The sequence below is a fragment of the Pseudorhodoferax sp. LjRoot39 genome, from assembly GCF_964253035.1.
Lineage (GTDB): Bacteria > Pseudomonadota > Gammaproteobacteria > Burkholderiales > Burkholderiaceae_C > Pseudorhodoferax.
Genome location: NZ_CAXUQL020000001.1, coordinates 3,308,023 through 3,327,311 on the forward strand (window position 1 = coordinate 3,308,023; position 19,289 = coordinate 3,327,311).

Here is a 19,289-nt window from a genome sequence, read left to right on the forward strand (position 1 = left end):
AGCACCTGGCCCAGGCGCAGCGCGTCGCCATGCTCTTTGACGTCGAAATTCAGCGGGCGGCGAAGCTGTCCATTGCAATACGAAGGGGCTTGCAGATGGGTTAGACCAACCGGCCCTGTTGTACATAGATTTCATGCCAAAGAGATATTTTTTCAGAATCATTAAATCTGACCAAGAGCATGGCGAAGAAATTTTCAGCGGCGTGGTCAGATTTGCAGATCTGGACTTGCATTGAGAAAACTACGGATTCCTCGTCGGCCACAGTATGTGTAACTTGATACCGAATGGAGTCCATAGTGCTTTTCATTCCATCCAGGAACTCCTTGTATGTTCTACGGGTCGCCTCGTACCTTCGGCCGTTCGGCTCCACAATAAATTGATCTGCAAAGCACTCTCCAACGAGCGCCTCTGTGAGAACTGAATCTCTATTGAGATATGTCTGATTCCATTCCAGCACAGCGTGCGCGAGTTGGATGTTTCGTTCTTTTTTCGTCTGCATAATTAAGCTGCTAAAGTGGCCCAACTTTAATGTATCTGGATCGTTAAGAATTTCCGCCCAACATTTGAGCATGCGCCCCTACCGCGCGGCAACCGCTTCCGAGCGCGGTGCGCGCGCCGAACAGCGCCGCGTTGGCGGCCTGGTGAACGGGGCACCGTTCGTGGTGCTCCTGGACCAGCGGCAGCCGTTCGACTGGCGCTCTACCTGCAGTGGCCTCACCTGGTCACTGCATTTCGAGCCAAACCCACGGGACGTGCGGCAGTGGCGTGTGTTCCACGACGGGGCCTGTGGATGTGCGCCGGCCTGGCGCGCGCGTGGCGGGAGAGTGCACCTGCGCTGGCACGGCGCCATTGGCGCCGCCCAGAAGCCCTCCCATGACCTGGAGGCGGGACTTCTTCCCTTGTTCTGCCATCCAACACCTCAGGCGGCTGCCGCCTCGACGATCCATACCGCGATGGCGCTGTAGTTGTCCTGGTCGCGCCGGCCCTGTGCCACGATGGCATCGCGCATGGCCGCCAGCCAGGCCTGCGGCGAGTCGGCGTCCACCAGGCTGGCGACGATGCCGGCATCGCCCACGCTGGCCCACCAGCCGTCACTGCACAGCAGGAACACGTCGCCGCTGGCCAGCGGCTGCTCGGCCGTGGTGTGCGGCTGCAGCTCGCCGTCGATGCCCAAGGCGGCCGCCAGGTGGTGCTTGTGCGGGTGGTGCCGGGCCTGCTCTGGCGTCAGCACGCCCGCGTCGATGAGGCCTTGCACCAGCGTGTCGTCGCGCGTCACCTGGTCGATGCTGTCCCCGCGCAGCCGGTACAGCCGGGAATCGCCCACATGGCTCCACAGCGCGACGCCGCGGCGCGGGTCCAGGCACAGCGCCACCACGGTGGTGTGCATGGGCGCTTGCGTGCGCCGGCCCCCGCGCACCTCGGCATGGGCGGCCAGCACCGCATCGTTCAGCAGTTCGGGCCGCCAGGGCAGCGTGGCGTCGCCCAGGCCGGCCTGCAGGCTGCCGACGGCGCGGCGCGCGGCTTCTGCGCCATCGGCATGCCCGCCCGCGCCATCGGCCAGCACGGCAAACCAGGCCGGGCCGTTGTCGCGCATGAGCACCACGTCCTCGTTGATGGCGCGTGTTCCCTGTTCGCTGCAGGCCGCCACCTGCAGGCGCAAGGCCGGTGCCGTCATGGGTGCACCTTTCGGCCTGCGGCCTGTCCCGCCGGGCGGGAGCGAGCTTGCTTGGGGCGGCCCGGCGCGGCAGACGTGGCCCCCACGCTCCCCGCTACGCGAGGTTCGCTGCCCCCCGAGGGGGCGCGAGCTTGCTTGGGGCGGCCCGGCGCGGCGCTCATTGCTTGTCGCCGGCATGCCGGGCCAGGCGCTGCAGCTGCTCCTCGTAGGCCTCCAGGAAGGCCTTGCCGAACAGCGCGTGGAAGTCCTCGCGGGCCTCCTCGCGCAGTGCCTCGAAGTGGCGCAGGTACAGCTCCCAGAGCCGCGCCTTGCGGTTCTGCGGCAGCACGCTGTCGAGCACCGAACGGCCACTGAGCTTGGATTCCAGCACGGTGGGCTCGAAGCGGGCCAGCACGCCCTCCAGTGCGGCGCGGGTGCCGGCCATGCTGCCGATGGTGTGGCCCACCAGGTCCTGCATGGCGTCGTGCATGGCCTCGCCCGCGGGCAGGAAGCCGCGCAGCGGCGGGCGCAGCAACTGCTCCAGCACCGACTGCGCGTCCGGCGAGAACTTGAGCGGGTTGTTGTCGCGCGCGCGGATCATGGTCACGTTGGCGCGCAGCTCCTGGCGCGTGGCCGCGCGCACGGCCAGCATCTGCAGGGTGCCGTCGACAGCGGCGCGCAGCAGTTCGCCGACCAGCTGCATGCGCGCGGTGCCGCTGCCCTGGGCCGGGTCGGGTCGGATGCCGGCGCCGGCGCAGAAGGCGGCCCAGAGCGGGTCGTCACCGTCCAAGACGGCCGGCGACGGTGCGAGCACCGGCACAGCCCTCGGCACCGGAGCTGGGGCCGGCTCCGGTGCCGACACGGGGCGTGGCACGAAGGGCGTCTGCAGCAGCGGGGCATGGTCTGGCTGCGTGGCCGGCGCGGGGGCCAGCCGCGGCGTGGTGTCGGTGGCGCCGGCCATGAAGCCGGCCATCGCATCGTGCGTGGGCGTGCCTGGCGACAGGCCGAACATCTCGTCGAGCGAGCGGCCTTCGCCGGCGGGCAGCAGGTCGCCGAAGGGGTCGTTGGCGGTCGCTGCCGGCGTGGGCGCCGCTGGGCGAGCGCTGTCGGCGCGCGCGGCGAAGGGGTCGAAGTCGTCGGGCAGCAGCGCGGCTGCCGGCACCGCGCGCGCGGGCGGTGTCCAGGGCGGCGCTGTGCCGCCGCCGAGCAGGTCCGCGAAGGGATTGCCCGCGCCGACCGGCATGGCCGGCGCGGCCGGCCGCAACAGCGTGGCGCCCGCATCGGGCTCCAGGCCGGCCACCACCTCCAGCCGGTAGCCGCCGATGCGTACCTCGTCGCGTGCCTGCAGCGGCGCCGACTCGCCCTGCAGCAGTGGCTGGCCCGCGACCACGATGGGGTTGGCGCTGCCGATGTTGCGGATCAGGAAGCCGCCCTGCGGCCGGGCCTGGATCTCGGCCTGCTGGCGCGAGATGTGGCGCTCGGGGTCGGGCAGGGCCAGCGTGTTGTGGTCGGCCCGGCCGATGGTGCCTCCGCGGTCGTCGAACTGCGCCGTGATGGGCTGGGTCAGCGGCAGTTCGTTCAGCGACACCGCGCGCAGGGTCAGGGTCATGGTGATGCGCTCCTTCGGCCCGGCCATGGTGGGGCCGCGGGGCGCCAGGCTCAATGTCCGAAAGTCATGGCCAGCCAGGCGGCGACGGCGCCGAACACCAGCGCCAGCCAGGCCCAGGTGCGCACCGCCCCGTCGGCGCGCCGCAACCGCAGCGCGCGCAAGGCCGCCGCGACGAGGAAGGCGCAGGCCAGCAGTGCGAACACCAGACCGGTGTGCATCAGCCACCGCGGCCGGGCAAGCCGAGCAGGCGGCGTTGCCGCCAGGTCGGCGCCGCCACGTTGAACAAGGCCTGGCCCGGCTGCGCCAGCACCAGTTGCTGGCCCGCGAGTGCGCGCTGGCGCTGCGAACCCGTGCGCAGCACCTGGCCCAGGTGCTCGGCGGTGGGCGCTGCGCCGACGAAGCAGCGCGTGGCACCCGCCAAGGTGCCGGCCTGCGCCTGCCACCAGCGCTGCACGCGCGCCGGGTCGGGCCAGGGCAGGTTCTCGTCGTCGTCGAGCGCCACGTTGTCGTCGTCCGGATCGTCGTTGGGGCCGGTGGCAAGGTCCGCGGGCGCAGGCCGTTCCAGGTCCAGCGCCGCGAGGTCGGCGCCGGTGATGGTGCAGAAGGCCTCGCCGGCCACGCGCGCCAGCGCCACGTCTTCCATGCGTTCGATGAGCCAGGGCACGAGCCGCGCATCGCCGAGCCAGCCGATGGCGCGCACGGCCTCACGCGGCGCCACGGGCATCAGCTGGCGCAGCTGCGCGCGTGCCTGTTCGGGCGGCAGCGCTTGCACGGCCAGCGGGCGCAGCAGGTCGCAGGCGGCGGGCGTGGCGAAGGCGGCCTGTTCGAGGGCGCGCAATGCCGCGCCACGGTCGCCGAGCAGGCAGGCCGCATGGGCGGCGGCTGCGTCCTGGGGGGCGGACTCCAGCGCGGCCAGCACCAGCGGCAGCAGGTCGCAGCGCCCCAGCGCCGCCGCCGTGCGCAGCGCGGCCAGGCGCAGCACTGGATCGTCCGCGCGCAGGGCCGCGGCCAGCGCCGGGCCGGGGTCGACACGGTGCAGCCGGCAGGCATCCAGGCCCAGCGCGCGTTGCCATGGCGACGTGGCGGCCAGCAGCGCCCGCACGGGCTCGCGCAGCAAGGGCGCGCTGGTCCAGCCCAGCGCCGAGACGATGCCGCGCCAGGCCTCGGGTGCGGCAGGCGCGAGCGCCAGCACGCGCTGCTGCATGGCGCTGTCCTGCGCCTGCAGCGCGGCGGCGAAGGCCGCGAAGACCTCGCCGCAGCCGGGCTGCTCCAGCGCCGCCTGCGCACGCGCGAGGCCGTAGGCACCGGCCACGGCCAGCCCGTCCAGGTGGGCGTCCAGCCGCTCGTCGAGCCGGCCGAGCTGCAGCAGCCGCACATGCGGTGCGCGCACCAGCACCGAGCGCACGTGGCGCAGGTGCAGCGCATCGTCCGCATGCTGCTGCACGATGGCCGGGATCGGTGGACGCTGCAGCGCCCGCAACGGGGTCGTGGGCTCAGCCTGCATGCGGATGGGAGCGAAGGGCGCTTGCACCGGGACATGCTGCGCGGGGCGCCGGCCCCGGGCAATGTCCGAAAGTCACCTGCGCAATGCGCGCGCCGCTCCCATACTGCAGGCGTCGCATCGAGAGCGTCTTCCATGCCGAAACCATCCCTGGTCTTCGTGGCGGTGCTGGTGCTGCTGGCCGGCTGCGCCACACCGCCTCCACCGGCACCCGCGCAGGTGCCCACCATGCCGGCGCCGCCGCCACCGCCGCCCGAGCCCGAGCCCACGCCGCCGCGCGCGCCGCAGCGCCCGGCCACGGCGGCGGAGGCGGCGCAGGCGCAGAAGATCGCGCGCGCCGTGATCGACCTGCTGGAGGCCGGCAAGGAGGACGAGGCGCGCGCCGAACTCGAACGCGCCCTGGCGCTGGACTTCAACAACAAGCTGGCCGTCAACCTGATGCGCCAGATCACCATGGACCCGGCTGAACTGGGCCGCGAGTCCTTCAACTACACGGTGCGGCCCAGCGACACGCTGTCGCGCATCGCCCAGCGCTTCCTCAACGACCTCTACGCCTTCTATATCCTGGCACGCTACAACGGCATCGCGGTGCCCAAGCAGATCAGCAGCGGGCAGGTGCTGCGCATCCCGGGCAAGCCGCCCGCGGGCGGCACCGCTGCGGTGCCCGAGCCCGCGACACGACCGCCTGCACCCGCGCCCAGCCGGGCCGCCGCAGCCCCCGCGCCTGTCCCGGCCGAGCCGCCCGCAGCCGCGCCCGCACCGGTGCCGCCGCCCCCGCCGGCACCGGCACCCGCGCCCGAGCCCTCGCCGGGCGAGCAGGCCCTGCGCAGCGCAGAGGCGGCCGAGCGCGCAGGCCAACTGGAGCGTGCGCTGACGGAATACGAACGTGCGGCAACGCTCGACCAGCCCGGTGCCAAGGCCCGTGCGGAGGCCGTGCGCAAGCGCCTCGTCGAACGCCACAGCCTGGCCGCGCGCTCGGCCTTCGCGCGTCAGGACCTGGCAGGCGCCGTCCGCGGCTGGGACCGCGTGCTCGGGCTCGAACCGGCGAACGAGACCGCGCGGCTGGAGCGGCAAAAGGCCCTGCAGCTGCAGGAGCGGGCCGACAAGCTGAAATGAAACCACCCCCGTTTTGACTTCTCACTTCGTGTAGAAGTCCCATCCCCCCTCAAGGGGGCGCACCCGGCGGCCTGGCAGAGCCAGTTCCGCGGCTGCGCTGGCATGGCCTGCTCCGCGGCCTTCTGAACCGCTGCTTGCGAGCCGGTTTCGTGCACTGCGGGTGGCGTGCAGTGCCTTCGATGGGCAACCGAGGTGCTCAGTGCGCCTCGCCCCTGGCTCCTGCCGCAGGCCTGGGGGGCGGCCGCCGCGGCGGCGGCGCCTCTAGTCCGTCGCGCCGCTGGATCGTGAGCCGCGAGGGCTTGCCCAGGTACAGGCGCCGGTTGCGCTCGCGCTCGAGCGCGCGCAAGGCGTCCGCCGCCTGCGCATGGTCGGGCTGCAGCGCCAGCGCGCGCAGGTAGTGGGTGGCGGCCTGGTCCGCCGCGCCGCGCCGCTGGGCCGCTTCCGCGCGCTCGAGTTGCTCGGCCACGGCGGCGGCGATGCGCTGGCGCAGTGCGGCGGCGCGTTCGCGGTAGGGCGCGTGCGCGGGACGCAGCACCACCAGCACCTCCCAGGTCCAGGCCGCGTCGGCCCACTGGCCCTCGTCTTCCAGCTGCAGCGCGCGCACGCGCTGCAGCCCTTCGAAGCGGCCGATGGCCTGCTCCTGCTGGCCGGGAGACGGGGCGGCTGCAGGGGCCTCGGCCGGGCCGGAGGAGGGTGGGCTGGTGCAGCCGGAAAGCACCAGCACGCAGGCGGCCAGCAAGGGTGCGGACGCTGCCCTCATGGCTGCGCGCCGATGCGCCGGCTGGTCTGCAGGCGGGCCCGGAACGCCTCCATGTCGTGGTCGCCGAAAATCATGGTCCGGCGCAGCATGAGGGGCTGGGCGAAGAACGGGTTGCCGCCCGGCGTGACGGTGACGGCCAGGGTGTAGTGCTGGCGCGCCAGCAGCTCCAGCACCTGCTCGTTGGCATCGCCGAACGGGTAGGCGTAGTGCTGCACCGGCGTGGGAAGGCGCTGCTGCAGCAGTTCGCGCGGCACGCGGATCTCCTGGTCCAGGCTCTGGCGGTAGCGCTCGTCGCTCTCGCCGGCCTGGCGCTCGATCAGGTTGCGGTGCGTCTTGGAATGCACCTGCACGTCGACCAGGCCCGAGGCCGCCAGTTCCTGCAACTGCGGCCAGCCCACGGCGAGCCCGGCGCCGATGAAGTCGGTGTAGACGAACAGCGTGGCCGGCAGGCCGAGCCGGCGCAGCACCGGCCAGGCATGCTGGTGGAACGAGGCGTAGCCGTCGTCCACGGTGACGACCACGGCGCGCGGCGGCAGCGCGGCCCGGCCCGCGAGGTAGTCGCCCAGTTGCGCGAGCCGCACCACGCGGTAGCCGTTGTCCACCAGCCATTGCATCTGCTCGGCAAAGCGCGTGGGCGTGACCGACATGCGCCCGCCGCCACTGCCGAAGCGGTGGTAGCACAGCACGGGAACGGTCTGGTAGCTGTCGCTGGCGATGCCGCCCGGGTTGGGGGCCTGCAGCGGCACCACCAGCGGCATGCCGGGCTGGGGCTGCGCGATGCCGCCGTTGGCCGCGGCGATCTGCCAGTCCTGCTCCGCGCTGCCCAGCCATTGCGCGGCGATGCTGCGCAGCGTGTCGCCGCTGCGCGGCAGGTAGACCAGCAAGCGCTCGCCACGCGCGAGCACGCCGTCCTGCGACGCCTGCGTCGGGGCCACTGGCGCGGGTGCGGTCGCCGGCGGTGCCGGCTGCGGCGTGCCGCAGGCCGCCAGCAGCGCAGGCACCAGGACCACAGCGGCGCGCAGCGGGCAGGGCAGCAGCCACATGCCGTCAGCCCGCTTGTTCGCTTGCGGGCGAGGCCTCGGCGGGCGGCGGCGCGGCGCGCCCCTGCAGCGCCTGGGCCATGCGGTCGAAGGCCGCGTAGAGCTGGCCGAACTCGTCCTTGCGCTGCTCGCGGATGCGGAAGTCCAGCCGCCCCGCGGTGATCTCGTCCATGGCCTCGCCGACCAGCCGGATCGGCCGCGCGAACCAGGTTCCCACCAGGTACATGGCCAGCGCCACGGCCGCCACCGTGACCAGCGCCAGCACCGCCATCAGCCATTGCGACTGGCGCGCCACCGCGGCCAGCGCGCGCTCGGGCAGGCCCAGCACGACCTGGCCCACGGCCTTGCCCTGGAAGGTGATGGGCGCGGCGAAGCCCAGCACGGTCTCGCCGCCAGCCTCATAGCGCGTGCGCTGCACGCCGCCGGCCTCGCCCAGCGCCTCGCCACTGGGTGCATGCCAGGGCTGGCCCACCAGTTCGGGCCGGCTCGCGGCACGCACCACACCGCCGCGGTCGGTCACGGTGATGCTCTCGAAGTCGCGCGTCTGCATGAGGTTCTGCAGCGCCACGTCGACGACCACCCAGTCCTCGGACAGCGCCGGCACCGCGTTCTGCGCCGCGATGAAGCGCGTCAGCGCCGCGCCGGAGTCGCCCACCTGCGCCATCAGCGCGGCCTGCTGGCGCTGCACGATCAGCGAGGCCGTGATGGCCATCACCACGGCCACGATCAAGGCCATCAGGCCGGCCCACTTGAGCCGCAGCGGCACGCCGCGCGCCTGCGTGCCTTCGCCCGCGCGCGCCTGCTCGTCGATCTCCGCCAGCACGCGCTGCAGCGCCTCGGCCAGCGCGGCGCCGCTCTGGTGGCGCCGCTCGGGCGCCTTGGCCAGGCAGCGGTCGACCACGCGGCGCAGCGCGGGCGGTACTTCGGGGCGCAGCTTCTCGATCGGCGTCGGGTCTTCCTTGGAGATCTTGAGCGCCAGCGTGACCACGCTGTCGCCCTGGAACGGGCGCTGCCCGGTCAGCATCTGGTAGAGCACGATGCCGGCCGTGAACAGGTCCGAGCGGCCATCGATCTTGCCGCCCTGCATCTGCTCGGGCGACATGTACTGCGGCGTGCCCAGCACGTCGCCCACGCGCGTGCGCTGCTCGCCCGCCGAGGTGGCCGCCATGTGGGCGATGCCGAAGTCCATCACCTTGATGGTCTGCCCGCCGTGCAGCCGCGCGATGTTGCCGGGCTTGATGTCGCGGTGCACGATGCCGCGCTGGTGCGCATAGTCCAGCGCCTGCGCCAGCTGGATGCCCATGACCACCACGTCGCGCACCGGCAGCGGCTGGCCGCCTTGCAGCAGGTCGGCCAGCGGATCGCCGTCCAGCAGTTCCATGGCCATGTAGGGCCGGCCGTCGATCTCGCCCACGTCGTGCACGGTCACGATGTGCGGGTGCGACAGGCCGCCGGCCGCACGTGCCTCGCGCAGGAAGCGCGCGCGGTACTCCTCGTCCTCGCACAGCGAGGCGTGCAGGAACTTGATTGCCACGTCGCGGCCGATGTCCGGGTCGTGCGCGCGGAAGACCGTGGCCATGCCGCCGCGGCCGAGCTTGGCGAGGATCTGGTAGCGGCCGACCTGGCGCACCTCGAGGTCGGCGGCATGGGCGCTGCCGCCGGGCAGGGTCAGGCCGCTGCCGCGGGTGTGGGTGTTGGTCTGGGTGTGCAGCCGGGTGTGGGTCGGCGGTGTGCGTGGGCCGGCCGTGCGCGGGGCGATGCGGGTGGCGTCGGCGTCGAGCGGCGCGGCCTGTGCGTCCGCATCAGGCGGGGCGGACACGTGCAGGGTCTCGTCGCGGGAGGCTTCGGGCATGGGGCCATGCTGAACGCGGTGCGGTGCGGCGGCAATGAACGAAAGTCATGGCGCAGTGGGTGACGCGCGCAGCAGGCCGGCGTAGATGCCGGGTGTGGAGTTCGGGATCTCGATGGCGCCGGCCACGCGGCGGAAGAAGTCGGGCGCGCCGACGGCGCCAGCCACCGCATAGCCGTAGCCCATGGCGCGCATGTCGTGCAGGCAGGCCAGCAGCAGGGCGGCGCCGATGCCGCCGCGACGGGCGCTGTCCAGCACGCCGATGGGGCCGACGAAGCCGCGGGCGGTGGCGTCGTGAGCGCAGAAGCCCACGGGTTCGCAGGGGAGGCCTCGGGTGGCGACGAAGAGCGTCAGAGGGCGGTTGGCAAGGGCGAAACGGGCCTCGCTGGCCCAGGCCAGTGAGAAATGATGCGCGACCCAGGAAGCGATCAGGTCGTGTTCCGGACCGATGGGCTTGCGGATCTGCAAGTCCGGCAGGGCGGGCGCCGCGGGCAGCGTCGGAAGGGCGATCAGCATGTCCATGTGGCAGCCTGGAGGTTGGGTGCGCGCGGTCAGGCGCCGGTTTTGCGCCATCGAAACGGCAGCACCAGCGTGACTGTCGGTTGCGCTGAGCAGCAAGCGACAGCCGCCATCGCACGGGCGATTTTCGGGGGCATCACGCCAGCGTGACCCGCTCGATCTGCAGGACCCGCCCGTGCAAGCCGTGCAGCGCGTTGAGCAGGCATTGCGTGCCAGCCCTGCTCATGCGCAGCCGCTCGTGAAAGAAGCGTATCTCGCCTTCCAGCGACAGCGGAGCCTCGGTGATGAGCACCTGCGCATCGGCCAGCTCTGCCTCGTCAGTGCTGAAGGCGCCCAACTGCCCCAGAGTCACCCATGCGGCCCAGACCTCACGGACGCGCCGGTGTGCCTCGGCAGGGGCAGGCTCGGCCAGTTCGATCTCCAGGACCATTGAACGGCTGCCTTCGCGCCAGTCGTCGACGGGAAACGGCGGTGGCGTCAGCCCCCCTGGCGCATGGCCCCGCGCGTCGAAGGCGTCGTCGGCCACACAGTGCACCCCCGCGATGGCAGCCTGGTCAAGGCTGAAGCGGCTCAGTGCCTTGAGCAGCACGCCCAGCACGCCGGGATCGGCTTGGACTTCGGCGAAGCGCACGGTCCAGTGGCCATCGGCCGCCACTGCCACCGGGTCCTGCATGAAGCCGGCCGGAGCAGGCTTCAGACGGGTACCCGCGAACCCGCCCCAATGCCCGAACACGGCAAAGGCCGAAGCCAGGGCGGCAAGTGCCTGGGCAGTCTCGGCGGCGGCGTGCGGAGCCGCGAAGTCGATGTGCACCTCGATGAGGCCGGACGCCGCCACCGACGCCATTTGTAGCGGAAAAGGCTGCTTGGTCACGCCGGATTCCAGTCGCGCGCCGGCATGGTGTCGAAACGCGCGAGCCAGGGACCAGGTTCGAACTCCGGGTCGCCCAGGCCGGTCAGCCGCACGCGGGTCGGCTGCAGCAGGCGTGCGCAGTCCGGCATCAGCCCCACGTCGGGCGCCTGTCGATTGACGTCGCCCACGGGCGGCCGCAACGCGTTGCGAATGAAGCAGCCGCCGCCCGCCAACTCGCGCACGTCCGCGCCGGGCAGCGCCGCCGCGATGTGCCCGATGCCGCCCAGGCGTTGGGCCAGGCCGCTGCCCAGGAGGTTGATCCAGTGTGCCCAGGCCGTGCGGCCCCGCAGGTACTTCTGGACGTTCTGGTAGCAGGGATCGAAAGCCAGGTACCGTGGCAGCAGGCGGTTGACATGTTCCGTGGCCGTTCCCTCCGTCCAGGACGTTCGCTTGAAGGTGAGCCCCGCATTGCCCGATTCGATGGGAAACAGCGCCGCCAGGCGCAGCAGGAAGTCGCAGAAGGCGTCGATGCCGACCTGGTCCGCGAAGGCCGCCGGAAAGTCGAGTCGGAGCAGGTTGTCGCTGGCCGGACCGTGTTCGACCACGGTGAAGTCCGTCGCATACAAGAGCAAGCCGAAATCGCCCACCCAGCCTTGGGGGTCTGCGTCGTACTCAAGCCATGCTGCCGCGAGCTCGGCAGGAAACTGGCGCAACTGCTTGAGGTCCTTGGCCAGCTTGCGCGCGGTCAGCGGTCGCAACTCGCCGTTGTTGCCCACGCAGACCTTGAGTGCTTGTGCGCCGACGAACCGGATGTACGCGTCGATGGCATCGGCGGCATGGGGGCCGAGCCGATGCACCGGCATGTCGCTGTAGAGGAACACGCTCAGCGTCGGCCTGGCCAGGCAGTGGCCCTTGCGGGTCGTGGCTATCAGATGGTCGAGGTTCATGGCCTGGCTTGTCGTCCCTGGGATGCTAGCAATTGGTGTTCGATATCTTGCGGGGCGGAAATCTCTCGGGATCCTTGCCCCAGCGACGCGTGAGATTTTCGTAGGCCGTCTTCTGCGAGGTCCCGTTTCGCTTGCGGCCCCAGGCCGGCTCGCCTGGATACGTGGACGACGGGCACTTGAACTTGAAGTCGAAGATCTGTTCCGGGTTGCCGCCGGCATCGAAGGACACGGCATCCGGCCAGTCCGTGCCGCTCCGCACCGAACGGTACGTCTTCTTGCGCTCGAAGGGCAGCATCACCGGCGGCCTGTCGGCCGTCCAGCCGGCTTCGTTGCCGAGGGTCGGCTTCTCCCCCTTCCCGTTGTGCTGCTGGATCTTCTTGTCCACGCACGTGTGCTTGCGATCGCCCAGCGCCATGCAGTCGGTTTCATTGGGAGTCTTGCGGTCTTCCTCTTCATCGCAATCGCACACCATCTTCTGCAAGGCTTCCTCCGCAGCGGTGATGGGTACGGGCAGGCCGCCCGCACCCATCATGTCGGCTGTGTTCTCGTGGTTCTGGAACTTCTTGTCCGTGAGGCGGCAGGCATTCTTTCCCTCCATCTTCACGTCGAAGGAGTAGAGGAGCCAGGTCGATTCCTTCTTGAACGTGCTGGACTTGACACCGCCCGCCACACCGGGCTCGTCGCCCTGGCTCAGGGAGAATTCGGAGCCCTTGATGGCAACCATGTTTCCGCCGTCGGCCTTGACTGTGGTCGTGCCGTTGGCCAGGCTGCTGGACATGGAGACGTTCGGATAGGGCAGCGGGATGGGCCCGCCCGGTGATGGCGTCTTGCACACGTCGGGCATCGTTGCCATCGAGAAATGGCCGCTGCCTTTGTGGACGAGGGAGTTGACCGTGCCGTTGACCTTGACCGTGACGGGCATCGGATCGCTCCCTGGTCCACCGTCACGCGGCCTGTTGCCGTGCGGCCTGTGCGCAGGCGCACGTGGCCGCGATCAGCACTGCAGCCCGTTCGCCGCTTTCAGAGCTGCCCCAGATGAAAGCCAGGGGGCCGCGCGCATAGCGCTTGGCCTTGGCCGCACAGGCCAGGACCAGGTGCAGAACTCCGCCGGCCGCTGCCACGTCGCCCCAGCAGTCGGCAGGCGCCACGAAGTCACTGGCCGATGCGAAATGCCCGTTGAGGCGAAGCGCCGTGAAGCCGTACTCGTCGGCGCGGTAGGGCTCCCCATTCATGTCGCAGTAGACATCGGTAACGCGGCGACCTGCGGGCAGTGCCACCAACGCCTGGCCGCAAGCCTGTGTCAGACCCTCGCCCAGGCACACCGTCTCGGTGTTGATGCGCCTGGGCTCGCTGGCCGCGCCGGTGCCCAGCACGGTGGCCAGCGGCGGCAGCCCGCACGCGCGGGCCACGGATTCGCGCATCAGAACGATGGCGCCGCTCGCCTCTCCCGGAATGAAACCCCAGGCATGGTTGAGCAGGCCGGCGCCATGGAGCTGGTCACGGGCCTCCAGGGCTTCCAACGTTTCGGGTTCGAGGTGGCTGTCCACGCCTGCGATGAGGTAGGCATCCAGCTCGCCGCGGCGCAGTGTGGCGCAGGCCGCGTCGACGCCCAGCAGCGCAGAGGCATGCCCTGCCGCGAACACCGACTGCGTCTGGAACGCATGCGCATGCCGTCGCGCAATGCCCTGCAGCAGTTGCTCCGGCCATTGCGTGGCAACGCCGGCCCGCGGACAGGACACCGCCAGGGCCAGTCCAACGCGCGGCGGCGTGCGGTCGCGGGCGGACAGTGGCAGCAAGGCTTCAGCGAGGCTCGGGTGCAGCAAGGCCTCCAGGCGGTCCACGCCCTGCAGCGTCGGATCGATCGATGGCGACATGGCCACACGCATCGGCTGGCCTGCCGTGTCGACCATGTAGGGGTGGTGCGTGAAGGCGCTGATGCCCGCACGCACGGCCGCTGCCGTCGACCAGGCGTCGTTGCCCAGCGGGGTGCTGGCACCCATGGCGACGATGCAGATGGTTTCACCCATGTTCAGGCACGTCCTTCCGCGGCCTCCACACCGACGGGCCGCGCGGCGTTCAGCGACATCTTGAGCGTCACGACGGTGCAGTCCAGCTTGTGTACCTTGAAGTGGCAGGGCAATGCGCTGTGCCAGACCAGCGACATGCGGGGAAAGTCCGGCTCCAGGATCACCGTGTGCAGGCGCCGGTTCCTGTGGATCTCTCGACTGCCATCGGTAAAGCGGGTTTCGAAGCCGAGATGGATGCGCGGCAGTCGGAAGTGCATGTCGGCGCCACCCGGTGCCATGCGCAGCACCGCCGCAGACTCGCCGCCGTGCAGGAACTCGGGCGCTTGCTGATCGGCCGGCGCGCACTGGAAGAACCGGTCGTCGAGGTCTTCCGCGAGCAGCGGCTGCCGGGTCTTCAACCAGCGCTCGTCGTGCGTGCCGGCAAAGCCCACACGTGGCTGCCAATGGCTGGCCACCGCGCCGAAGCCGGCAGGAGCCGGACGGTCGCGCCACGAGCGGATCAGGTCGCCGGCGTGTTCCACATTGGGCAAGGCAAGCCCCGCAGCATTGCCACCCGACACGGCGAAGCCGGTGCCCACGGGGTTGCGCCACTCCCAGTCCTTGTCTGACCTGTCGGACTGACGGTCCACGCCGCCATAGGCGCGTTCGTACACCAGCGGCATCTTCACGAAAGGCTCCGCGGCACTGGCTCCGGTGGCGCCCCAGTGCCGATTCCCGATGACACGCAGCATCTTCTGCGCGGGGCCGACCTGGAAGCCCACATCCAGCTCCGTGACCGGCAGGCCGCCCGGCGCATGCGCGTGGCCCACCACGATGATGTCGGTGGTGCGCTTGGTCAGCACCAGGTCGTTCTCGTACTTGATGCTGCTCTGGCCCGGCTCGCCGTGGTGCTCGGCCACGCGCAGCACGGGTGGCTGTACCGGACTCACGGCGGTGTTGCCGTCCGGCAGGATGTCGAAGGTCGCCTTCACAGCCACCAGCCACATCTCCGACCCGTCGCGGTCGCGCACCCAGCCGCGGTCGGCGGCGAAGGGCGTCTGGTTGTCGACCTGCCACATGATCTTGCGAGAGCACCTCAGTTGATGTCGATCGCGGCGCCCTTGATCTTGTTGTAGCCCCTGGAGCGGCTCAAGATGTAGTTGCCCTGGATGATGACCTTTCCCGCGCGGGTCAGCGTGATGCTGGCATCGCCGCACCGCAGGACGATCTCTCGCTCCGCCTCGATGAGGTGACGCTCACCGTCCGCCACCATGGTGACGCCGCTCTCCGGTGCTGTCTTCGCTTCCCGCAACGCGCGCGCCTCCACCACGCCGACGACAACGGGTGACTGCAGGTTCCCCTCGGCGAACAGCACCAAGACCTCCCGCCCCACCATGGCTCGCCGCAGCGGCACGATGCTGCGTGCAGCCACCACTTGACCAGGGCACGCCGAGAGGCCGACCAGCATCGGCTGATCCAGTTGGTCGAAGCCTTGCAGGCGTCCAATGGCAGGCGCCGGATGGGCGGTGGCGTGGCGGGTTGACCAGCCTAGGTCGTCGACCAGTTCTTCTGCCGCGAGGCGGACGCTGGGGTCTTGCAGGCGGTCCATGTGGATGTCCCCTAGTTCAGCCCGATCTTCGAGCCCTTGACCACCACGTCCCCGCTCGCCTTCACATTGATCTTCCCCGAGCCACTGACCGTGATGTCCTTGCCCTTGATGGCGATCGTGCCGTCCTTCTTCATCGTGATGCTGGCGCTGCCGGTCTTCAACGTGATGGAGTCGCCCGCGTCGATCACGATGTTCTTGCCCGCCTTGAGTGCATCGTCGTCGCCCACCGACACGCTGCGCCCCTTGCCGACCTTCGTGCTCTGCGCGCCGCCCACCTGCACGCTGCGGTCCGAGCCCACGTCAGTGCTCTGCTTGGCGCCCACGCTGGTCGACTGGTTCGCCCCCACCGTGATCGTCTGCGCCGCACCCACCGCCACCACCTGCATCGCGCCGATCGCGATCTCTTGCGCCGCACCGATGGCAATCGTCTCGTTCACGCCCACCGTGTGCGTGCGCTGCAGTGCCACGGTGGCGGTCTCGCTGGCGCCCACGGTGATGGTCCGGTTCGAGCCGATGGAAATCGTCTCGTTGGCGCCCACGGTCTCGGTGCGGTTGGCGCCGACCGTGATGGTCTCGTTGCTGCCCACGGTCTCGGTGCGGTTCACGCCGATGGAAATCGTTTCGTTGTTGCCGACCTGCTCGCTGCGGTCCACGCCGATGGTGATGGTCTCGTTGTTGTCCACCGTCTCCGTGCGGTCGTGCTTCACATGCACCGTCTCGTCGTGGTCGATGGTCTTGGTGCGGTCGTGCCCCACCCAGTGCGTCTCGTCGTTCTCGACCTCGATGTCCTGGTTCTTCTCGGCATGCAGCCAGACCTGCTCGCTGCCCTTCTTGTCCTCGAAGCGCAGCGCGTTCGCGTTGGCCGCGCTGCCGCCCTTGCTGGAGCGCGTGAGGATGCCGCTCTGCGTGGCGTTGGCCGGCAGTTCCCAGGGCGGCATCTGCTCGGCGTTGTAGACACGGCCGGTGATGAGCGGCTGGTCCGGGTCGCCCTCCAGGAAGTCGACCACCACCTCCTGGCCGATGCGCGGGATGTGGATGGCACCGTAGTTCTTGCCGGCCCAGGGGTGCGACACACGCACCCAGCACGAACTCTTCTCGTCCTTCCTGCCCAGCCGGTCCCAATGGAACTGCAGTTTCACGCGGCCGTACTTGTCGGTGAACAGTTCCTCGCCACTGGGGCCGGTGACCACCGCCGTCTGCGGCCCCTGCACGAAGGGCTTGGGCGTGCGGCGCGGCGGGCGGAACTGCTGGCCCGCGGGGATGGCGGAGAACTCGCACTGCCAGCTGCCGGCACCGCCGCCGCCATCGCCGGTCTCGTAGGCATCGTTGCGCGCATGCACCGTCGTCTGCGTGACCAGGTACTCGGCATTCTGGTTCTCGCGCGGATGGCGCTCCAGCGTGAGCAGGCGGCCGGCCTCGATGCCGTGCGCGTTGCTGCTTGCGTGCGCAGTCTCGTAGCGGGTCTGCCGCTCGTCCAGCCGGGCCTCGGCCCACTGCGTGCCGTCGGCCGACTGCACGTAGTCGCCCTGCCAGTCGTACTGCTCCAGCGCGCCGATCTTGTAGGGAGGCTTGGTTTCGGCCTTGACCTCCAGCGGCGTCGATGGGCGCTCGAAGTCGTAACTGCGCAGCAGCGTGTGGTCGGTCTCCACGGCGCTTGCGAACTGCCAGCCCGAGATGCACTCGACATCGGGCGGCGCCTCGCCCGGGTTCTCGTAGTAGGGCAGGGTCTTGCAGTCGGGCGCGGCGTCGTGCGCGCTCTTGGAATCCACCAGCACCAGCTTGTGTTCGCCCTCGCCGTGTTCCACGTACCAGTAGATGCCCTCGTGCTCGAGCAGGCGGGCGACGAAGTTGTAGTCGCTCTCGCGGTACTGCACGCAGTAGACCCACTTGCGGTAGCTGCGGAACAGGTTGAACTTGAAGCTGGCGCCGCCATGGTCCTCGAACACCTTCTTCACGATGTCGGGCACGCTCAGGTCCTGGAAGATGCGGCAGTCCGTGGTGCGCGTGAGGAACCACAGCCAGGGCCGCACGCTGGCCTGGTAGCCGTAGTAGCGGCCGCTGCGCGCGCCGATGGAAAAGCGCGTCACGTGACCATGGAAGTGGCGCTTGGCCTCACCCTGCAGCTGTACCGTCACGCCCACGGTCTTGCCGAGCAGGTCCTGCGGCTTGAGGTCGGGCTTGGCGCTGACCAGGGCCAGCTGCATCTCGCCGAGCAGGCTCAGGCCTTCGGAACAACGCATGGACTCGAACAGCAAGTCCTCGGGCGGCAGCGGGGAGGTGAGGGTGATCGGGGCCGGCATGGTGCTGGTGCAGTCCATGCAACGGTAGGGGGCGGGGGCGAGGCGGGCAACAGACTAAAGTCATCGACCAGGGGCGCGACGAGCGCAGCGTCGCTTTCGGCCTTGAACGCCGCGACCACTTCCTCCAGGGAGTCGCCGTGGAGGTCGGAATCCTGATGGAACCAGCCGCCCATGAAGGAGGCCAAGTCAGGAAACGGCCGCCTGGGCATCACCGGAGCAAGGGCGCGCCCAGGCATGCGGACAGACGGTCCAGCGCCACGCAGGTCGTGGCGGGCTGCCCATCGTATTGCCTGGCCAACTCGCCGAGGCAGGCCGCCGTGGTGCCTGCGCGCCGCCTCAGCTCTGCGTTCGGCTCGCTCGCACGCCCTGGCGCCGGATGCAGCGCGAGCCCACGTTGGAAATGCTCCTCCAGGCTGCGCCGCAGGTCGCTGGGAAAGTGTTCGTTGGCAACGCGGCAGCGGCCTGCCTCGTCGCCCGACCGGCCCTGGTGGGAAGCCAGCACCGCACGCCAGTACGCATCCCCCGACATCAGGTAGGCGTAGGGGTTCGGAAAGTTCGGGTAGGAGGCCATGTAGGCCTTGAGCGCCTCGTTGAACTGTCCGGCCCGGTAGGCTCTGTCGCCCAGGGCGTTGAGCATGCGCGCGGCACGCTGGTCTTGCGCGGTGTAGTTCCCAGGCGCTGCCGGCGCACTCTCCGCGCATGCGCAGAGCGCGTGCGACAGGCATGCGATGAGCATGATTCCCGACACTGCCGTCCTGTGTTTGCGCATCGACGTCATCGCTCTCTTTGAGGCTTCCCCTTGACCGTCAGTTGTGCCACGCTCTTGCCATCGGGAGACCGGTGGCTCAACAGTGCTTCGTGGATGGCAGGCCACTTGGCGAAGTCCATCACCGTCACGCAGCCATCCGACAAGTTGCCGATATGGACATACCTGCTGTTGTCGCCATGTTGGATCGGAAACCAGACCTGGTCAAACACCAGCGCTGGCTCGACCCTGCGGTAAGGGCGGGTCATGTTGGCCCCATGCGGTACGTCAGGCAGCAGCACCTTGTACTGCCCAGGCGGCAAGGGAGTGAAGCCTGTTCCCCAGACCGAGTTCATCGTGACAGCAGCAACAACCGCGTCGATCTCCAGCGTGGCCAGTTGCTGGTCCAGCTTGTCGCCGCGCGCCTCCGAATACCAGCCGGATTCGTACTTGCCATACGTGACGGTGAGTTGCGCGGCCTTGGCCGTCGGCGCTCGATTGCCGAGGTACTCCTGTGCATTGGCCTGCGCCAGGCTCAGCGTGCGCCCCTGATGGACGCCTTCGGCCGCCTTGAAGTAGATGCGCCCGCCGCGTGTTTGCACGTTGGTGAGCCGGGTGTACTTGAACAGGGACAGCCGCTCGCCGGAGTCCTCTGCCCGCGCCTGGAGCCAGCCGTCGCTGGCCACCTTGTTGACGTAGAGGACGGCCGGCGCCGGCGTGGACCGTGTCGGCTGGGTGGTCTGGATGACTTCGCCGGTGGCGGGGATGCGCGCGGAGGGCATGC

General features: G+C 69.9%; 19 protein-coding genes. 1 reads left to right on the forward strand and 18 read right to left on the reverse strand.

The genetic code is table 11. The annotated features are described in order from the left end of the window. Window positions 1-919: 919 nt before the first annotated feature. The 4 genes from ACSQ4M_RS15455 to ACSQ4M_RS15470 form a co-directional block, all read right to left on the reverse strand. On the reverse strand, window positions 920-1,675 hold the full coding sequence (locus ACSQ4M_RS15455) for a PP2C family protein-serine/threonine phosphatase (RefSeq protein ID WP_436190330.1): 756 nt from the start codon (window positions 1,673-1,675) through the stop codon (window positions 920-922). Window positions 1,676-1,832: 157 nt separating this feature from the next. Continuing rightward, window positions 1,833-3,263 carry a type VI secretion system-associated FHA domain protein TagH gene (tagH, locus tag ACSQ4M_RS15460; protein WP_436190331.1) on the reverse strand — a complete coding sequence of 477 codons (1,431 nt, stop codon included), beginning with the start codon at window positions 3,261-3,263 and terminating at the stop codon, window positions 1,833-1,835. 50 nt (window positions 3,264-3,313) lie between these two features. Next, on the reverse strand, window positions 3,314-3,481 hold the full coding sequence (locus ACSQ4M_RS15465) for a hypothetical protein (protein WP_436190332.1): 168 nt from the start codon (window positions 3,479-3,481) through the stop codon (window positions 3,314-3,316). Continuing rightward, window positions 3,481-4,767: a TIGR02270 family protein gene (locus ACSQ4M_RS15470; RefSeq protein WP_436190333.1), complete on the reverse strand. Its 1,287-nt coding sequence runs from the start codon at window positions 4,765-4,767 to the stop codon at window positions 3,481-3,483. Before ACSQ4M_RS15470 ends, ACSQ4M_RS15465 begins: the two co-directional genes overlap by 1 nt. A gap of 132 nt (window positions 4,768-4,899) precedes the next feature. On the opposite strand from ACSQ4M_RS15470, the gene ACSQ4M_RS15475 reads away from it, so the two are divergent. Then, a complete protein-coding gene (locus ACSQ4M_RS15475) occupies window positions 4,900-5,880 on the forward strand; it encodes a LysM peptidoglycan-binding domain-containing protein (protein WP_436190334.1) in 981 nt (326 codons plus the stop codon). Window positions 5,881-6,076: 196 nt separating this feature from the next. Here the strand turns inward: ACSQ4M_RS15475 and ACSQ4M_RS15480 are convergent, their stop codons facing one another. From ACSQ4M_RS15480 to ACSQ4M_RS15545, 14 genes are all read right to left on the reverse strand, one after another. Then, window positions 6,077-6,640, reverse strand: coding sequence for a hypothetical protein (locus ACSQ4M_RS15480; protein ID WP_436190335.1), 564 nt, complete (start codon window positions 6,638-6,640; stop codon window positions 6,077-6,079). Then, window positions 6,637-7,683, reverse strand: a complete 1,047-nt coding sequence (locus ACSQ4M_RS15485) for a polysaccharide deacetylase family protein (RefSeq protein WP_436190336.1) — start codon at window positions 7,681-7,683, stop codon at window positions 6,637-6,639. Before ACSQ4M_RS15485 ends, ACSQ4M_RS15480 begins: the two co-directional genes overlap by 4 nt. A 4-nt stretch (window positions 7,684-7,687) precedes the next feature. Next, on the reverse strand, window positions 7,688-9,532 hold the full coding sequence (locus ACSQ4M_RS15490) for a protein kinase domain-containing protein (RefSeq protein ID WP_436190337.1): 1,845 nt from the start codon (window positions 9,530-9,532) through the stop codon (window positions 7,688-7,690). 45 nt (window positions 9,533-9,577) lie between these two features. Further along, window positions 9,578-10,051 (reverse strand): GNAT family N-acetyltransferase, encoded by a 474-nt coding sequence (locus ACSQ4M_RS15495; RefSeq protein WP_436190338.1) that lies wholly within the window; start codon window positions 10,049-10,051, stop codon window positions 9,578-9,580. Window positions 10,052-10,184: 133 nt separating this feature from the next. Continuing rightward, window positions 10,185-10,919, reverse strand: a complete 735-nt coding sequence (locus tag ACSQ4M_RS15500; RefSeq protein WP_436190339.1) for a hypothetical protein — start codon at window positions 10,917-10,919, stop codon at window positions 10,185-10,187. After that, entirely contained in the window at window positions 10,916-11,845 is a 930-nt protein-coding gene (locus ACSQ4M_RS15505; protein ID WP_436190340.1) for a type VI immunity family protein, read from the reverse strand. The genes ACSQ4M_RS15500 and ACSQ4M_RS15505 overlap by 4 nt, the downstream gene beginning before the upstream one ends. 25 nt (window positions 11,846-11,870) lie before the next feature. Continuing rightward, a complete protein-coding gene (locus tag ACSQ4M_RS15510) occupies window positions 11,871-12,767 on the reverse strand; it encodes a DUF4150 domain-containing protein (protein ID WP_436190341.1) in 897 nt (298 codons plus the stop codon). Between the two features lie 22 nt (window positions 12,768-12,789). Next, entirely contained in the window at window positions 12,790-13,872 is a 1,083-nt protein-coding gene (locus ACSQ4M_RS15515) for a beta-ketoacyl synthase N-terminal-like domain-containing protein (protein WP_436190342.1), read from the reverse strand. A 2-nt stretch (window positions 13,873-13,874) separates the two neighbouring features. Then, a complete protein-coding gene (locus ACSQ4M_RS15520; RefSeq protein ID WP_436190343.1) occupies window positions 13,875-14,930 on the reverse strand; it encodes a DUF2169 family type VI secretion system accessory protein in 1,056 nt (351 codons plus the stop codon). Between the two features lie 17 nt (window positions 14,931-14,947). Continuing rightward, entirely contained in the window at window positions 14,948-15,460 is a 513-nt protein-coding gene (locus ACSQ4M_RS15525) for a DUF6484 domain-containing protein (protein WP_436190344.1), read from the reverse strand. Window positions 15,461-15,471: 11 nt separating this feature from the next. Continuing rightward, on the reverse strand, window positions 15,472-17,760 hold the full coding sequence (locus ACSQ4M_RS15530) for a type VI secretion system Vgr family protein (protein WP_436190345.1): 2,289 nt from the start codon (window positions 17,758-17,760) through the stop codon (window positions 15,472-15,474). Next, a complete protein-coding gene (locus ACSQ4M_RS15535) occupies window positions 17,679-17,996 on the reverse strand; it encodes a contact-dependent growth inhibition system immunity protein (RefSeq protein ID WP_436190346.1) in 318 nt (105 codons plus the stop codon). Before ACSQ4M_RS15535 ends, ACSQ4M_RS15530 begins: the two co-directional genes overlap by 82 nt. Next, window positions 17,969-18,538 carry a hypothetical protein gene (locus ACSQ4M_RS15540; protein ID WP_436190347.1) on the reverse strand — a complete coding sequence of 190 codons (570 nt, stop codon included), beginning with the start codon at window positions 18,536-18,538 and terminating at the stop codon, window positions 17,969-17,971. Before ACSQ4M_RS15540 ends, ACSQ4M_RS15535 begins: the two co-directional genes overlap by 28 nt. Further along, the gene (locus tag ACSQ4M_RS15545) at window positions 18,535-19,287 is read right to left on the reverse strand and encodes a hypothetical protein (RefSeq protein WP_436190348.1); all 753 of its coding nucleotides are present in this window, start codon (window positions 19,285-19,287) and stop codon (window positions 18,535-18,537) included. The genes ACSQ4M_RS15540 and ACSQ4M_RS15545 overlap by 4 nt, the downstream gene beginning before the upstream one ends. Between the last annotated feature and the right edge of the window lie 2 nt (window positions 19,288-19,289).

What these genes read in the sequence shown, in the direction of transcription:
- ACSQ4M_RS15455 (WP_436190330.1), bottom strand. Translation starts at nt 1,675, where the DNA reads ATGACGGCACCGGCCTTGCGCCTGCAGGTGGCGGCCTGCAGCGAACAG.
- tagH (WP_436190331.1), bottom strand. Translation starts at nt 3,263, where the DNA reads ATGACCCTGACCCTGCGCGCGGTGTCGCTGAACGAACTGCCGCTGACC.
- ACSQ4M_RS15465 (WP_436190332.1), bottom strand. Translation starts at nt 3,481, where the DNA reads ATGCACACCGGTCTGGTGTTCGCACTGCTGGCCTGCGCCTTCCTCGTC.
- ACSQ4M_RS15470 (WP_436190333.1), bottom strand. Translation starts at nt 4,767, where the DNA reads ATGCAGGCTGAGCCCACGACCCCGTTGCGGGCGCTGCAGCGTCCACCG.
- ACSQ4M_RS15475 (WP_436190334.1), top strand. Translation starts at nt 4,900, where the DNA reads ATGCCGAAACCATCCCTGGTCTTCGTGGCGGTGCTGGTGCTGCTGGCC.
- ACSQ4M_RS15480 (WP_436190335.1), bottom strand. Translation starts at nt 6,640, where the DNA reads ATGAGGGCAGCGTCCGCACCCTTGCTGGCCGCCTGCGTGCTGGTGCTT.
- ACSQ4M_RS15485 (WP_436190336.1), bottom strand. Translation starts at nt 7,683, where the DNA reads ATGTGGCTGCTGCCCTGCCCGCTGCGCGCCGCTGTGGTCCTGGTGCCT.
- ACSQ4M_RS15490 (WP_436190337.1), bottom strand. Translation starts at nt 9,532, where the DNA reads ATGCCCGAAGCCTCCCGCGACGAGACCCTGCACGTGTCCGCCCCGCCT.
- ACSQ4M_RS15495 (WP_436190338.1), bottom strand. Translation starts at nt 10,051, where the DNA reads ATGGACATGCTGATCGCCCTTCCGACGCTGCCCGCGGCGCCCGCCCTG.
- ACSQ4M_RS15505 (WP_436190340.1), bottom strand. Translation starts at nt 11,845, where the DNA reads ATGAACCTCGACCATCTGATAGCCACGACCCGCAAGGGCCACTGCCTG.
- ACSQ4M_RS15510 (WP_436190341.1), bottom strand. Translation starts at nt 12,767, where the DNA reads ATGCCCGTCACGGTCAAGGTCAACGGCACGGTCAACTCCCTCGTCCAC.
- ACSQ4M_RS15515 (WP_436190342.1), bottom strand. Translation starts at nt 13,872, where the DNA reads ATGGGTGAAACCATCTGCATCGTCGCCATGGGTGCCAGCACCCCGCTG.
- ACSQ4M_RS15520 (WP_436190343.1), bottom strand. Translation starts at nt 14,930, where the DNA reads ATGTGGCAGGTCGACAACCAGACGCCCTTCGCCGCCGACCGCGGCTGG.
- ACSQ4M_RS15525 (WP_436190344.1), bottom strand. Translation starts at nt 15,460, where the DNA reads ATGGACCGCCTGCAAGACCCCAGCGTCCGCCTCGCGGCAGAAGAACTG.
- ACSQ4M_RS15530 (WP_436190345.1), bottom strand. Translation starts at nt 17,760, where the DNA reads ATGCCGGCCCCGATCACCCTCACCTCCCCGCTGCCGCCCGAGGACTTG.
- ACSQ4M_RS15535 (WP_436190346.1), bottom strand. Translation starts at nt 17,996, where the DNA reads ATGCCTGGGCGCGCCCTTGCTCCGGTGATGCCCAGGCGGCCGTTTCCT.
- ACSQ4M_RS15540 (WP_436190347.1), bottom strand. Translation starts at nt 18,538, where the DNA reads ATGACGTCGATGCGCAAACACAGGACGGCAGTGTCGGGAATCATGCTC.
- ACSQ4M_RS15545 (WP_436190348.1), bottom strand. Translation starts at nt 19,287, where the DNA reads ATGCCCTCCGCGCGCATCCCCGCCACCGGCGAAGTCATCCAGACCACC.